Below are 13953 nucleotides of genomic sequence, written 5' to 3'. Positions count from 1 at the left end.
TTAAGAAAACTTCATTTTAAAATAGACAGTTATATAAAAAACATTGCCTATTTTGATTTATTGGATACAATAACAACCCGAAGTTAACTTTTTGTTAAATCTCATATTGCATGTGATCCCTCTAGCATAAAAAGCCTACAAGCCATCCTGCTTCTATTACAATTGTTTACACTCCGGTAACCTTACCGTAGAATGCCCGCACTGATGAAACGACAATAAAGCTTTTGTTATCTGGGGTCGCTCTAATGAGACTTATGAAATACAAAAAAACTATTGGGTTATCGTCACTACTCGCAGCCACTTTAATGCTAAGTGGTTGTGATATGGTATTGATGAATCCCAAAGGGGCGATCGGCGTTGAGCAAAAAACGCTGATACTGACAGCGTTTGGCCTGATGCTGATCGTTGTTATCCCGGCTATCGTAATGGCAATCGTCTTTGCTTTACGTTACCGGGAAGCCAACAAATCTGCAACCTATCGTCCAAACTGGGCACACTCAAATAAAATTGAGCTTGTTGTCTGGACTGTGCCTATCCTGATTATCATCGTACTGGCCACGATTACATGGAAAACGACTCATGAGCTCGATCCATATAAGCCACTGGACAGTGATGTGAAACCGGTTACGATTGAAGTTATTTCCCTCGACTGGAAATGGCTGTTTATCTATCCGGAGCAGGGTATTGCAACCGTAAATGAAATTGTATTCCCTAAAGATGTGCCAATTAACTTCAAAATCACCTCTGACTCTGTGATGAACTCTTTCTTCATCCCACAGTTAGGCGGTCAGATTTATGCAATGGCAGGTATGCAAACAAAACTGCACTTGATTGCTAACTCAGCAGGCAAATACGATGGCTTCTCAGCCAGTTACAGTGGACATGGCTTCTCTGGCATGAAATTCACCGCAACGGCAACTGAAGATCGTGCTGGGTTTGAAGAGTGGGTACAAAAAGTTAAAGCATCACCTAAAACTCTGGACACAGTGCAGGCATTCGATGCATTGGCAAAACCTAGCCAGAACAACCCAGTTGAATACTTCTCAAGCGTGAAACCAAAACTGTTCCAGGAAACTATCGCCAAGTTTATGGGTGATATGGGTCATGGCGGTATGTTTGGTATGTCTCACGGCAAAACAGGCCATGACAAAGCAGAACATGGTGAAGCTGCGGGTCATAATATGAATATGAGTCAACCGGCTCATGCAGGTGTTGAGGAATAAAGACATGTGGGGAAAATTAACACTTGATGCGATCCCATTACATGAACCCATTATTGTGGTTACTTTATTGGGGATCCTTATCGGGGGACTGGCAGTAGTTGGTTCCATCACTTATTTCGGCAAATGGAAATGGCTCTGGAGCGAATGGTTGACAAGTGTTGACCATAAAAAAATCGGTGTCATGTATATCATCGTTGCCATGGTAATGATGCTGCGTGGTTTTGCTGACGCCATCATGATGCGTGGACAGCAAGCCCTGGCTTCCGCTGGTGAAGCAGGTTTCCTGCCCCCGCACCATTATGATCAGATCTTTACCGCGCACGGCGTTATCATGATTTTCTTCATGGCGATGCCTTTCGTTGTTGGTCTGATGAATATCGTGGTCCCTCTGCAAATCGGGGCACGTGACGTCGCATTCCCATTCCTGAACTCCCTGAGCTTCTGGTTGTTTGTTGTGGGCGTCGTTCTGATCAACCTCTCACTGGGGGTCGGTGAATTCGCACAAACTGGCTGGTTGGCCTATCCGCCTCTATCCGGCCTGGAATACAACCCAGGAGTTGGTGTTGATTACTGGATATGGAGTCTCCAGCTCTCCGGTGTAGGTACGTTGCTGACAGGTGTTAACTTCTTCGTGACCATCCTGCGTATGCGTGCGCCAGGGATGTCCATGATGAAACTGCCTGTTTTCACTTGGGCTTCACTGTGTACCAACGTACTGATTATTGCAGCATTCCCTATTCTGACAGTCACTATCGCACTGTTAACCCTGGATCGTTATCTGGGCACCCATTTCTTTACCAACGATATGGGCGGCAACATGATGATGTACATCAACCTGATCTGGGCATGGGGTCATCCTGAAGTTTATATTCTGGTTCTGCCTGTCTTTGGTATCTTCTCTGAAGTTACGGCAACCTTCTCGAAAAAACGTCTGTTTGGTTACACCTCTCTGGTATGGGCGACAATTGTTATTACCATTCTGTCGTTCATCGTATGGTTGCACCACTTCTTTACTATGGGTTCCGGCGCGAACGTTAACGCCTTCTTCGGTATTGCCACAATGATTATCTCTATCCCGACCGGGGTTAAGATCTTCAACTGGCTGTTCACCATGTACCGTGGTCGCATCGAATTCAAAACTCCGATGCTGTGGACTGTCGGCTTCCTGGTCACCTTCTCCATTGGTGGTATGACCGGTGTTCTGTTGGCCGTACCGGGTGCAAACTTCGTACTGCATAACAGTCTGTTCCTGATTGCTCACTTCCATAACGTTATCATCGGTGGTGTGGTATTCGGCTGTTTCGCTGGTACAACTTACTGGTTCCCGAAAGCATTCGGTTTCACCCTGAATGAAAAATGGGGTGTACGTGCATTCTGGTTCTGGATCACCGGTTTCTTCGTTGCCTTTATGCCGCTGTATGCACTGGGCTTCATGGGTATGACCCGCCGTCTGAGCCAGGATATCAACCCAGAATTCCATCCTTTGCTGGTAGTTGCAGCAGGTGGTGTTGTCCTGATTGCTCTTGGTATTCTGTGTCAGGTTATCCAGTTCTACGTCAGTATCCGTGACCGTGAGCAGAACCGTGATCTGACTGGTGACCCATGGGGTGCCCGTACTCTGGAATGGTCAACTTCATCTCCACCTCCGTTCTATAACTTTGCGGAAGTTCCACACATCCAGACTCGTGATGCGTGGTGGGATATGAAAGAAAAAGGTACTGAATATAAGCGTCCTGCTAAATATGAAGAAATTCATATGCCTAAAAACACAGGTGCTGGCGTGATTATCAGTGCATTCTGTCTGGTGCTGGGCTTTGCATTTATCTGGCATATCTGGTGGATGGCTATTGCAAGTTTCGCAGGTATTGTCATCAGCTGCATCGTGAAAAGCTTTGACGAAGACGTTGATTACTACGTTCCTGTAGCTGAAGTTGAAAAAGTTGAAGATCAGCGTTACGAAGAACTGAGAAAGGCAGGTGCGAAATAATGTCGACTCAAACCCTTAATAACACAGCCGCCCATGACGCTCATGGGCACCACGATACAGGAGCCAACAAAGTATTTGGTTTCTGGATCTACCTGATGAGTGACCTTGTTCTGTTTGCAAGCCTGTTTGCAACTTATGTGGTACTGGCTAACGGCACAGCCGGCGGCCCGTCAGGTAAAGAAATTTTTGAACTGCCATTCGTGTTGGTAGAAACCTTCCTGCTGTTGTTCAGTAGTATTACTTACGGTTTCGCCATGCTGGGCATGAACAAAGGTAAAGCAGGTCAGGTAAACCTGTGGCTGTTCGTTACCTTCCTGTTGGGTCTGGGCTTCGTTTCAATGGAAGTTTACGAATTCCACAAACTGATCTCAGAAGGTTTTGGTCCTGATCGCAGTGCATTCCTGTCATCCTTCTTCGCACTGGTTGCGACTCACGGTCTGCACGTTACCTTTGGTCTGATCTGGATTATTGTCCTGATGGTTCAGGTTGCACGCCGTGGCCTGACTAACGTGAACCAAACACGCCTGAACTGTCTGAGCCTGTTCTGGCACTTCCTTGACGTTGTCTGGATCTGTGTATTTACTGTCGTTTATCTGATGGGAGCTATGTGATGAGTCATCCAAATACTTCTCATACCGGCGCCAGCCACGGTAGCTTCAAAACTTATATGATTGGCTTTATCCTGTCAGTCATATTGACCGTGATCCCATTCTGGATGGTAATGGACGGTACTGCTTCACACAGTACAATCCTCGTCACCGTGGTTGTCATGGCTGTTATTCAGATTTTTGTACATTTCATCTGCTTCCTGCATATGAATACATCATCTGAAGAACGCTGGAACCTTGTTGCTTTAATATTCACATTGTTGGTTATTGCCATCGTTGTCGTGGGCTCCCTGTGGATTATGTACAACCTGAATATCAATATGATGGTTGATTAAGAGTTGATTTGAATGATTAAGCAATACCTACAAGTGACCAAACCAGGAATTATTTTCGGAAATCTAATTTCTGTGATTGGTGGTTTTCTACTCGCTTCCAAGGGCGTAATAGATTACCCCTTGTTCTTTGCAACAATGGTCGGAGTATCGTTGGTAGTCGCATCAGGTTGTGTATTTAACAACTATATTGATCGCGATATTGACAGGATCATGGAAAGAACAAAAGAAAGGGTCCTTGTGAAAGGGCTTATCAATCCGAAAATCAGCCTGATTTACGCCTCAGTGTTAGGTATTGCTGGCATGGTGCTGCTCTATGTAGCAGCCAATGCCTTAGCAATGCAGTTAGCTCTCATCGGGTTTGTCATTTATGTGGGGGTTTATAGCCTCTACATGAAAAGGAATTCAATTTATGGCACGCTGGTAGGTAGCTTGTCAGGTGCAGCACCTCCTGTTATCGGTTACTGTGCCGTAACAGGGCAGTTTGACACGGGAGCATTGATCCTATTGCTGATTTTCAGCTTATGGCAAATGCCCCACTCTTACGCCATTGCTATTTTTCGGTTCAAAGATTACCAAGCCGCCAATATTCCGGTTTTGCCTGTCATTAAGGGTATCTCTGTGGCAAAAAACCACATTACCCTCTATATACTGGCATTTATGGTTGCTACGCTGATGCTGACAATCAGTGGCTACGCAGGTTATAAATACCTCATCGTTGCTGCAGCAGTCAGTATCTGGTGGTTGGGTATGGCATTATCAGGTTATAAAACCACAAATGATCGAGCTTGGGCTCGTAAGTTATTTATATTTTCTATTGTCGCCATCATGTCTTTGAGTATCATGATGTCTGTGGATTCTGCGGCATCTCCAGAAATAGTGCTAACTTACATCCGGTAGTATTCAAATGGCAGGGAAACCCTGCCATTTCTCTTTCCTTTTCTCTTGCAAACATTGCTTTACTCCTGTCTAGCTAAAATGTCATATCGAATTTTTGAAGGTATGAGGTACCCATGAACGATAATAAAATGACGCCCCTTGAACTCAGAGCAACATGGGGTTTAGGTTCTGTTTTTTCTCTACGCATGTTAGGCATGTTCATGGTGTTACCCGTCCTGACAACCTACGGTTTAGAATTACGGGGTGCCTCCGAAGCTTTGATCGGCATTGCAATTGGTATCTACGGTTTAACACAAGCAATATTTCAAATCCCGTTCGGGCTGCTTTCAGATAAAATCGGCAGAAAACCTTTAATCATCATTGGGCTTCTTATTTTTGTCTTAGGCAGTATCATTGCCGCCTTTAGCGATTCCATCTGGGGTGTTATTGCCGGAAGAGCGTTGCAGGGAACGGGGGCAATCTCTGCCGCCATTATGGCATTACTATCGGATTTGACCCGTGAGCAAAACCGCACAAAAGCGATGGCATTTATTGGGATCAGTTTTGGTATCACATTTGCCTTTGCCATTGTCATCGGCCCTATTGTCACTCACCATATTGGATTAAATGGTCTATTTGGTACGATAGCAATCCTTGCCAGTTGCGGTATCTTAATAACATTATTTGCAGTACCTTCGACACATAAGCACTTATTGAATCGGGAATCCGGTATTGTCCGCGGTAGTTTCCGGCGTGTGCTTTCTGATCCTCAGCTGCTAAAACTCAATTTTGGTATACTTAGCCTGCATACCTTATTAATGTCGAGTTTTGTTGCCCTACCCCTTATTATGGAAAAAGTCGGTTTTCCTCCCCAGCAACATTGGAAAGTTTATTTAATTACTACACTTATTTCCTTTATTGCTGTTTTACCATTCATTATTTATGCAGAAAAAAAACGCCGAATGAAACAGGTTTTCCTGCTTTGCATCGGCATGTTGTTTATTGCTGAATTTGTATTGTGGTCTTTAGGTTCACATCTTTGGGGAATATTTGCTGGTATTCAGATTTTCTTCCTTGCGTTTAATATCATGGAAGCCATTTTACCTTCATTAATCAGTAAAGAAGCACCAGCAGGATATAAAGGTACAGCGATGGGGATTTACTCCACCAGCCAGTTTATCGGCGTTGCGTTGGGGGGAAGTCTTGGTGGTATGCTATACGAAATACAAGGTGCATCATTAGTCTTTATGGCTGGAATTATTCTTACTCTATTCTGGTTTATTCTCAGTCTTACCATGCGACAACCACCTTATGTCAGTAGCATCAGGCTAGTTTTACCTGCTCAATTAAGTACTCCTGACGTTCTGGAAAAAGAAATGCGTTCTCAGGTGGGTGTGAAAGATGTCGTTATTGTGCCAGAGGAACTCAGCGCATATATAAAAGTAGATACTAAGCAGACTAACCGTGAACAATTAGAACAGATTGTCACTGCCCATTCATCATAAAGTTCAGGGTAGCCGATATTTATAGTAGTGGAATTAAGGGAAGCAACAATAATCAATCATGACGAGCTTCCCTTAAATATTTGGCTCAGGCCAAAAAGAACAATCCGCTTATATTACGGTTAATCTCGGAAGTTAGTAAACTGAAAAGGTTGGCCCAACTCTGCACCGCGAACTAATGTAATCACACTTTGCAGATCATCACGGGCTTTACCAGTAACTCGTACTTGTTCACCCTGAATTTGGGCCTGAACTTTCAGCTTACTGTCCTTAATCAGCTTAACGATTTTCTTCGCTAATGGTGTATCAATACCCTGTAGCATGGTTGCTTCCACACTGTAGGTTTTACCACTATGGACCATATTTTCAGGAACATTCAGCACCGAGCCATCAATTCCTCGTTTGGCAAATTTTTCACGCAGAATATCGATAAGTTGGTTAACCTGAAAATCAGATTCGCTCGCGATCTTAACGGATTCGTTCTTCTCGTTTAATTCAAAACTCGCATTGACATTGCGGAAATCCCAGCGATTGGTTAATTCTCTCTGCGCATTCTCTACTGCATTGCGCACTTCCTGCATATCAACTTCTGAAACAATATCAAATGATGGCATTACCAGTCACCTCCAGCTAATCAATAATCCGGCATGATAACCGCTTTCCATTATTGGCAAAAGATCTATACTTCTCAGGCTAAGTGATCATTCTGATTTCCGCGATATTAGGTAGTCTGAGATTGATGCAAGAACTGCATAATTTTAATGTTTCCGATGAAAGTATCTCTCAAGGAAGAACAATGAAAATAACTGTTCTGGGCTGTGGTGCCATAGGCAAATTGTGGCTTGCCGCCTTGTCTGAACAACAGCATCAGGTTCAGGCATGGCTAAAAATCCCACAACCTTCGTTAGCTGTTCGTATTAATCAATTACAAAACAGAACATTTGAACAGCAATTCCTTGCCAATGACGAAAAGCATCTTGCTGAAAGCGAATTACTGCTTGTTTGTCTGAAAGCCTGGCAGGTTCCCGATGCCATTAATAATATCTTCCCCAAACTTTCTCCCGATTGCCCGATACTGTTACTGCATAACGGGATGGGAACACAGGAAGAACTTTTACCTCTGCCTAATCCTATTTTATCCGGGGTAACGACGCATGGAGCCTATCAGGAGAATGGTATTGTTTATCATAAATCACCGGGAATAACCCAAATTGGTTCTACCCTACCTGATGCTAATAAATTCAGTGTATTAGCAGATATTCTGAACAATGCTCTGCCAGAGGTAATCTGGAGCAATGATATTTATGCTATCAGTTGGCTAAAACTTGCTGCAAACTGCATTATCAACCCACTCACCGTACTTTGCGACTGTAAAAATGGCGGGTTACTAAACCATATTGCTAAAGTCCATGCTTTATGTGATGAAGTTCATCAGGTAATGAAACATGATGGTATTCCGATCTCCAAGCAAGCACTGATAGATTACATTATGGATATCATCATACAGACATCAGAAAACTCTTCATCTATGCGGCAGGATATCCGTTCACAGCGACGTACAGAAATAGACTACATTACTGGTTTTCTACTCAATCGGGCCCGTGAACATGGGCTGATACTGACAGAAAACACACAAATTTATCGTTATATCAAACGACAGGAGGAGGAATATGAACGCCTCAGCTCTCATTTGTCTCGCTCACGGTAGTGAAGAAACCGAAGCTGTCACAACTATTGATTTACTGGCCAGAGCCGGTATTAGCATCACCATCGCCAGTACAGCAACAGATGGCGCACTGATATTAACCTGCTCACGTGGTGTCAAGATCGTTGCAGATGTCCCTCTGGTAGAAGTTGTTGACGAGGATTTTGATGCCGTTATCCTGCCGGGCGGAATAAAAGGAGCGGAATGTTTTCGTGATAGCGAGCTAGTTGTGGAAAAAATTCGCACGGCACAAAGTCAGGGGAAAATCATTGCTGCAATTTGTGCATCGCCAGCGATTGTTCTGGAACATCATCAACTTTTTCCAGTTGGTAATATGACGGGATACCCCAGTATGAAAGATAAAATCGCGCCAGAGAAATGGATAGATCGACGGGTCTACTTTGATGAGAGGGTCAATCTACTCACCAGTCAGGGGCCTGCGACTGCTTTTGACTTCGCTTTAAAACTGATTGAGCTTTTGAAAGGGAAAGAGACTGCCGCAGAAGTTGCTGCTCAGTTAGTTCTGCCGCCGGGGATCAACAATTACCAAAACCAGCAATAATAGTTTTGGTAATTATAAGCTGCTGGTAACAATATATCATGCCAGCAGCTTAGATGTTTTCTAATTAAGGGCGATAAACCTTCACATTCTCGAAACCCTGTTCACGCAGGTAAAGCGCCTGTAAACGGCTCATTACTCCACGCTCACAATACAGCAGGTAGTTTTTCTCTTTTGGTAAATCACCAAACTGGGTACTCAGCTTATAGAAAGGCAGTGAATGGATATCGATACCTTCCATTTTCAGTGGACGGTCATCCTGTTCATCCGGTGAGCGGATATCCAGTAATACATCATCAGAAGAAAACTCAGTCACCATTTCTACTTCTACAACTTGCTCACCAGCCTGCTCAGCTATCTGACGGATATCCAGATTCTGAGCTTCACTTATCACATGATCCAAAATATCGAAATTAAACTTATCTTCTTCTGCTTCAATTTTGGCTTTGATTGCTTTCACTGTCGGGCTTTTAGAGATCACACCACAGAACTCGGGCATAGTACGGGCAAAATCTTCTGTGCCTATCTCGCGAGCCAGCTTAATAATGTGCTCTTTATCATGAGAAATCAGAGGGCGAAGGATCAGTGTATCGGAAGCATTATCGATCAGTCTCAGGTTAGTCAGCGTCTGACTGGATACCTGCCCTAACGCTTCTCCTGTGACGATTGCCTGAACACCATAGCGCTCTGCAATTTTGGAGGCGGCTCTGACCATCATTCTCTTCAGCACAACCCCCATTTGACCGTCATCCACTTTTTCCAGAATTTCTGCGACAACGGGTTCAAAATCAACAGCAACAAAACGGACTTTGTGAGAACTGCCAAATCGGTTCCACAGATAATGAGCAACCTGTTTCACCCCAATTTCATGGGCAGAACCACCAAGATTAAAGAAGCAGTAGTGAACACGGCAGCCTCGGCGCATCAGCATATAGCTGGAAACACCGGAATCAAACCCGCCTGAAATAAGTGAAAGAACGTCTTCCTGTGTTCCGATTGGAAATCCGCCAATCCCCGGATGACGAGCTTTAACCAGAACCAGTGTGTCCTGATTAATTTCCAGATTAACTGTCACATCCGGATGAGTCAGTTTGACTTTGGCGGATTCAATATGCTGATTCAGGCCGCCACCAATATATCGTTCAGCTTCATTGGAAGTAAAACTGTGTTTACCCCGACGTTTTACACGGACACAAAATGTTTTTCCATGCAATAAATGCCCGTATGCTTCGTAGGTTTGTTCAAAGATATGATGCAAGTCACGAAACTCTCTCTCTTCTACTTGCAGGATATGGTGAATACCCGGAATACGTGTAAGTGCATCACAAATTTCTGCGCCGAGGTTATCATTTTTAGTTCGAACTTCTATATTATCCCAATGGCGAACAACAGCAGTTCCCTCTCCGAATGCTTTCAGTACATTCCGGATATTGCTGGCAAGGATTTTAATAAAACGTAAGCGGACAGTCTGGCTCTTGATCGTAATTTCTGGGAATAATTTAATGATAAACTTCATAGTAAGATATAGTAGTCATTCAGTATTGAACTATCACAAGCAGTATCGATGATTGTTCTTAAATAGTTCAGTTGGATAGGGCGCAGAGTATAACACTATCTCATTATATCTCCTGTAAAAAAACAGTCTGTCTGTAAAAAAACAGTAGTAACGAATGATTTATTTCTTTCAGTGTAGTAGGGTACTCTGCAATTCTGTAACGGATTTACTTCACTGTAGCTCGTTAAATAATCATACCATAAAATCATTATGTCTAAGGCAAACCGAATATCAGCAACCGAGCAGGCACCGACTTTTGAAACATCCCTGAAAGAGCTGGAAGAAATCGTCATTCGGCTGGAATCAGGGGAGCTTCCTTTAGAGGATGCATTAAATGAATTTGAACGCGGAATTCAACTTGCAAGACAAGGGCAAAAAACCCTCCAACAAGCGGAACAACGAGTACAAATTCTATTGAGTAATGATGCACAATCGCCACTTGATGAATTTTCGCCTGATGCTGAGTAACTTTATGTCTGAACAATGTAAGGCTCCTTTTGAAGAGCAATTAAGCAATTGCCAGCAACATATCAACGAGAAGTTGATGGCAACATTTTCTTCGCTCCCCTTTTTAGGCAGCCCATTAGCAACTGCGATGCAACACGGTGCTGTACTGGGTGGAAAAAGGCTGCGTCCATTTCTGGTTTACGCCGTCGGTGAAATGCTTGGACTGCCCAAAGAGAGCCTTGATGCACCAGCCCTCGCTATAGAATGCATTCACGCCTATTCTCTAATCCACGACGATTTACCCGCGATGGACAACGATGATTTACGACGTGGTCAGCCTACCTGCCATATCAAATTTGGTGAAGATCATGCCATTCTGGCCGGGGATGCTTTGCAGTCATTAGCATTTGAAATCCTGTCAAAGCACGACATGCCAAATATTGCACTATCAGATCGCCTTGATATGGTTGCTGAGTTAGCAATATCCAGTGGTCTTGCGGGTATGTGCGGCGGGCAGTCACTGGATTTGCAAGCTGAAGGAAAGCAAATCGATCTAGCCGCTCTGGAAAAGATTCACCGACACAAGACAGGTGCGCTAATTCGTTGCGCAGTCAGACTCGGAGCGTATGGCGCAGGTACACGTGGTCGGGAAGTATTGCCTTTGCTCGATCAATATGCGCAAGCTATCGGCCTCGCGTTTCAGGTTCATGATGATATTCTGGATGTCATTGGCAATACAGAAATTATCGGCAAACGTCAGGGGAACGACCAGCAGCTTGGTAAAAGCACCTATCCCGCATTACTGGGATTAAAGCAGGCTCAGAAAAAAGCCAAAGATCTGTATGAAGATGCTATTGCCGCTCTCACAGAACTGGAAAAACAATTCTATAATACAGAGACTCTAAAACGGCTGGCGGGCTTCATCATTGAGAGAAACAGCTAAAAATTCAGGTCATGAAAACCGCTGATTGATGAGTTATCGGTTACATAAATTCAAAATAAAATAGAATATGGCCTTCTCGGGAGAACCCCCGCAATTACATGCTAATAATATCAGGGTTCTTAATCTTCAATTTATATATCCAAGGGATTTCGAGTGGCATCGCGGCGGCAAGGGAATGAGGCACGGGAGCATAGATAACCGTATGTTCATAAAAACGGTGACCGGGGCGAATGAGCTTAGCCAACAAAGAGGCAACTTGAAAGACAAAGGATATAACGTGCATAGCATTTTAACAGGCATAGCATGAGCATTGATATAGCGAAATATCCAACATTGGCATTGGCGGAAACCCCTGAAGAACTTCGCCTGCTACCTAAAGACACGTTGCCAAAGTTATGCGATGAACTGCGCCAATTTTTGCTAAACAGTGTCAGTCGCTCCAGCGGCCACTTTGCTTCCGGCCTTGGAACTATCGAATTAACCGTCGCACTCCATTATGTTTATAAGACACCCTTTGACAATTTAGTCTGGGATGTCGGCCATCAGGCTTACCCACATAAAATTCTGACCGGGCGCCGTGAGCGTATCAACACTATCCGCCAGAAAAATGGCCTCCACCCTTTCCCGTGGCGGGATGAGAGTGAATATGACACGCTTTGTGTCGGGCACTCATCAACCTCAATCAGTGCCGGTTTGGGTATGGCAATTGCGGCAAAACATGAAGATAAAGGCCGCAAAACAGTTTGTGTGATTGGTGATGGTGCCATTACCGCAGGTATGGCTTTTGAGGCCATGAACCATGCAGGGGCTATCGACCCGGATATGCTTGTCATTCTCAATGACAATGAAATGTCGATATCTGAGAACGTTGGTGCATTGAACAACCATCTGGCACAACTTCTTTCCGGTAAGTTGTATACAACTCTGCGCGAAAGCGGCAAAAAAGTCTTTTCAGGTCTGCCTCCCATTAAAGAGTTACTGAAAAAGACTGAAGAACACCTCAAAGGTATGGTTGTTCCCGGGACTCTGTTCGAAGAGCTTGGGTTCAACTATATCGGCCCTGTTGATGGTCATGACGTATTAGCACTCACTCAGACCCTGAAAAATATGCGTGAACTGAAAGGGCCGCAATTTCTGCATATCATGACCAAAAAAGGCCGTGGATATGCTCCTGCGGAAAAAGATCCTATCAGTTGGCACGCGGTTCCTAAATTTGATCCATCAACAGGTTCTCTGCCAAAAAGCTCAGATACCCGCCCGACATTCTCGAAAATTTTTGGTGAATGGTTATGCGAAGAAGCTGCCACTGACAAAAAACTTATGGCGATAACGCCTGCAATGAGAGAAGGCTCAGGCATGGTGCGTTTCTCCCGTGAATATCCAGAGCAATACTTTGATGTTGCCATTGCTGAACAACATGCAGTGACATTTGCTGCTGGTCTGGCAATTGGGGGATATAAGCCTGTTGTCGCGATTTATTCTACTTTCCTGCAACGTGCTTATGATCAACTTATCCATGATGTCGCTATCCAGAACTTACCTGTCCTTTTTGCTATCGATCGGGGTGGAATTGTCGGCGCTGACGGGCAGACTCATCAGGGTGCCTTCGATCTTTCATTCCTGCGCTGTATTCCCAATATGGTGATTATGGCACCAAGCGATGAAAATGAGTGCCGACAGATGTTGCATACCGGCTACCAATATCAGGATGGTCCATCCGCTGTCCGTTATCCACGTGGCACAGGCACAGGCGCAGAACTGCAGCCACTGGAAATGCTACCAATTGGCAAAGGGATTATCCGCCGTCAGGGAGAAAAAATTGCCATTTTAAACTTTGGTACATTACTGCCAAACGCATTACAGGCGGCTGAATCCCTGAATGCAACCGTTGTTGATATGCGCTTTGTCAAACCACTGGATAAAGAACTGGTTCTGGAGATGGCTTCCCGACATGATTTACTGGTAACACTGGAAGAAAATGCCATCATGGGCGGTGCAGGCAGTGGGGTTAATGAACTACTGATGCAAACCGGCAGCTCAGTTTCGGTGTTAAACCTAGGGTTACCCGATTACTTTATACCTCAGGGCACACAATCAGAACTTCATTCTGACTTAGGGTTAGATTCGGCGGGCATTTTAGACGCTATCGAAAAACACCTTAATCAATAAGTTGTCATAACGGATGAATAATTTTTATTATTCATCCGTTTCAC

Annotated in this window: 13 protein-coding genes; 11 read left to right on the top strand and 2 right to left on the bottom strand. The window is 44.3% G+C overall.

Features of this window, described 5'->3' with window-relative positions; translation table 11 throughout:
• The first annotated feature begins 245 nt into the window (after positions 1 to 245).
• From cyoA to AAC855_RS02060, 6 genes are all read left to right on the top strand, one after another.
• The gene (cyoA, locus tag AAC855_RS02085) at positions 246 to 1223 is read left to right on the top strand and encodes a cytochrome o ubiquinol oxidase subunit II (protein ID WP_340607981.1); all 978 of its coding nucleotides are present in this window, start codon (positions 246 to 248) and stop codon (positions 1221 to 1223) included.
• A gap of 4 nt (positions 1224 to 1227) precedes the next feature.
• Complete coding sequence (gene cyoB / locus AAC855_RS02080) at positions 1228 to 3210, top strand: cytochrome o ubiquinol oxidase subunit I (RefSeq protein ID WP_340607980.1); 1983 nt, start codon at positions 1228 to 1230, stop codon at positions 3208 to 3210.
• Positions 3210 to 3821: a cytochrome o ubiquinol oxidase subunit III gene (locus tag AAC855_RS02075; protein WP_340607979.1), complete on the top strand. Its 612-nt coding sequence runs from the start codon at positions 3210 to 3212 to the stop codon at positions 3819 to 3821. The genes cyoB and AAC855_RS02075 overlap by 1 nt, the downstream gene beginning before the upstream one ends.
• Positions 3821 to 4153 carry a cytochrome o ubiquinol oxidase subunit IV gene (locus tag AAC855_RS02070; RefSeq protein ID WP_086955395.1) on the top strand — a complete coding sequence of 111 codons (333 nt, stop codon included), beginning with the start codon at positions 3821 to 3823 and terminating at the stop codon, positions 4151 to 4153. Before AAC855_RS02075 ends, AAC855_RS02070 begins: the two co-directional genes overlap by 1 nt.
• Positions 4154 to 4165: 12 nt before the next feature.
• The gene (cyoE, locus tag AAC855_RS02065; protein ID WP_340607978.1) at positions 4166 to 5050 is read left to right on the top strand and encodes a heme o synthase; all 885 of its coding nucleotides are present in this window, start codon (positions 4166 to 4168) and stop codon (positions 5048 to 5050) included.
• Between the two features lie 113 nt (positions 5051 to 5163).
• Positions 5164 to 6534, top strand: a complete 1371-nt coding sequence (locus tag AAC855_RS02060; RefSeq protein ID WP_340607977.1) for an MFS transporter — start codon at positions 5164 to 5166, stop codon at positions 6532 to 6534.
• A 119-nt stretch (positions 6535 to 6653) separates the two neighbouring features.
• Here the strand turns inward: AAC855_RS02060 and AAC855_RS02055 are convergent, their stop codons facing one another.
• Entirely contained in the window at positions 6654 to 7145 is a 492-nt protein-coding gene (locus tag AAC855_RS02055) for a YajQ family cyclic di-GMP-binding protein (RefSeq protein WP_099111550.1), read from the bottom strand.
• A 182-nt stretch (positions 7146 to 7327) separates the two neighbouring features.
• Here AAC855_RS02055 and panE point away from each other — a divergent pair, with 182 nt between their 5' ends.
• The gene (panE, locus tag AAC855_RS02050) at positions 7328 to 8239 is read left to right on the top strand and encodes a 2-dehydropantoate 2-reductase (RefSeq protein WP_340607976.1); all 912 of its coding nucleotides are present in this window, start codon (positions 7328 to 7330) and stop codon (positions 8237 to 8239) included.
• Positions 8202 to 8798: a protein deglycase YajL gene (yajL, locus tag AAC855_RS02045; RefSeq protein WP_340607975.1), complete on the top strand. Its 597-nt coding sequence runs from the start codon at positions 8202 to 8204 to the stop codon at positions 8796 to 8798. Before panE ends, yajL begins: the two co-directional genes overlap by 38 nt.
• Positions 8799 to 8862: 64 nt before the next feature.
• Here yajL and thiI read toward each other — a convergent pair whose 3' ends face one another.
• On the bottom strand, positions 8863 to 10311 hold the full coding sequence (gene thiI, locus AAC855_RS02040; protein WP_340607974.1) for a tRNA uracil 4-sulfurtransferase ThiI: 1449 nt from the start codon (positions 10309 to 10311) through the stop codon (positions 8863 to 8865).
• A 249-nt stretch (positions 10312 to 10560) separates the two neighbouring features.
• On the opposite strand from thiI, the gene xseB reads away from it, so the two are divergent.
• The 3 genes from xseB (at position 10561) to dxs (ending at position 13909) form a co-directional block, all read left to right on the top strand.
• On the top strand, positions 10561 to 10818 hold the full coding sequence (gene xseB, locus AAC855_RS02035; RefSeq protein ID WP_340607973.1) for an exodeoxyribonuclease VII small subunit: 258 nt from the start codon (positions 10561 to 10563) through the stop codon (positions 10816 to 10818).
• A gap of 4 nt (positions 10819 to 10822) precedes the next feature.
• Complete coding sequence (gene ispA / locus AAC855_RS02030) at positions 10823 to 11740, top strand: (2E,6E)-farnesyl diphosphate synthase (protein ID WP_340607972.1); 918 nt, start codon at positions 10823 to 10825, stop codon at positions 11738 to 11740.
• Positions 11741 to 12043: 303 nt separating this feature from the next.
• The gene (dxs, locus tag AAC855_RS02025) at positions 12044 to 13909 is read left to right on the top strand and encodes a 1-deoxy-D-xylulose-5-phosphate synthase (RefSeq protein ID WP_340607971.1); all 1866 of its coding nucleotides are present in this window, start codon (positions 12044 to 12046) and stop codon (positions 13907 to 13909) included.
• Positions 13910 to 13953 lie beyond the last annotated feature (44 nt).

The sequence above is a fragment of the Xenorhabdus bharatensis genome (assembly GCF_037996705.1).
GTDB lineage: Bacteria > Pseudomonadota > Gammaproteobacteria > Enterobacterales > Enterobacteriaceae > Xenorhabdus > Xenorhabdus bharatensis.
Note: the sequence above shows the minus strand (reverse complement) of the source record. Positions and strands in the feature narration are given on the sequence as shown.

Coding starts and splice junctions, on each gene's coding strand:
- cyoA (WP_340607981.1), top strand. CDS start 246: ATGAGACTTATGAAATACAAAAAAACTATTGGGTTATCGTCACTACTC.
- cyoB (WP_340607980.1), top strand. CDS start 1,228: ATGTGGGGAAAATTAACACTTGATGCGATCCCATTACATGAACCCATT.
- AAC855_RS02075 (WP_340607979.1), top strand. CDS start 3,210: ATGTCGACTCAAACCCTTAATAACACAGCCGCCCATGACGCTCATGGG.
- AAC855_RS02070 (WP_086955395.1), top strand. CDS start 3,821: ATGAGTCATCCAAATACTTCTCATACCGGCGCCAGCCACGGTAGCTTC.
- cyoE (WP_340607978.1), top strand. CDS start 4,166: ATGATTAAGCAATACCTACAAGTGACCAAACCAGGAATTATTTTCGGA.
- AAC855_RS02060 (WP_340607977.1), top strand. CDS start 5,164: ATGAACGATAATAAAATGACGCCCCTTGAACTCAGAGCAACATGGGGT.
- AAC855_RS02055 (WP_099111550.1), bottom strand. CDS start 7,145: ATGCCATCATTTGATATTGTTTCAGAAGTTGATATGCAGGAAGTGCGC.
- panE (WP_340607976.1), top strand. CDS start 7,328: ATGAAAATAACTGTTCTGGGCTGTGGTGCCATAGGCAAATTGTGGCTT.
- yajL (WP_340607975.1), top strand. CDS start 8,202: ATGAACGCCTCAGCTCTCATTTGTCTCGCTCACGGTAGTGAAGAAACC.
- thiI (WP_340607974.1), bottom strand. CDS start 10,311: ATGAAGTTTATCATTAAATTATTCCCAGAAATTACGATCAAGAGCCAG.
- xseB (WP_340607973.1), top strand. CDS start 10,561: ATGTCTAAGGCAAACCGAATATCAGCAACCGAGCAGGCACCGACTTTT.
- ispA (WP_340607972.1), top strand. CDS start 10,823: ATGTCTGAACAATGTAAGGCTCCTTTTGAAGAGCAATTAAGCAATTGC.
- dxs (WP_340607971.1), top strand. CDS start 12,044: ATGAGCATTGATATAGCGAAATATCCAACATTGGCATTGGCGGAAACC.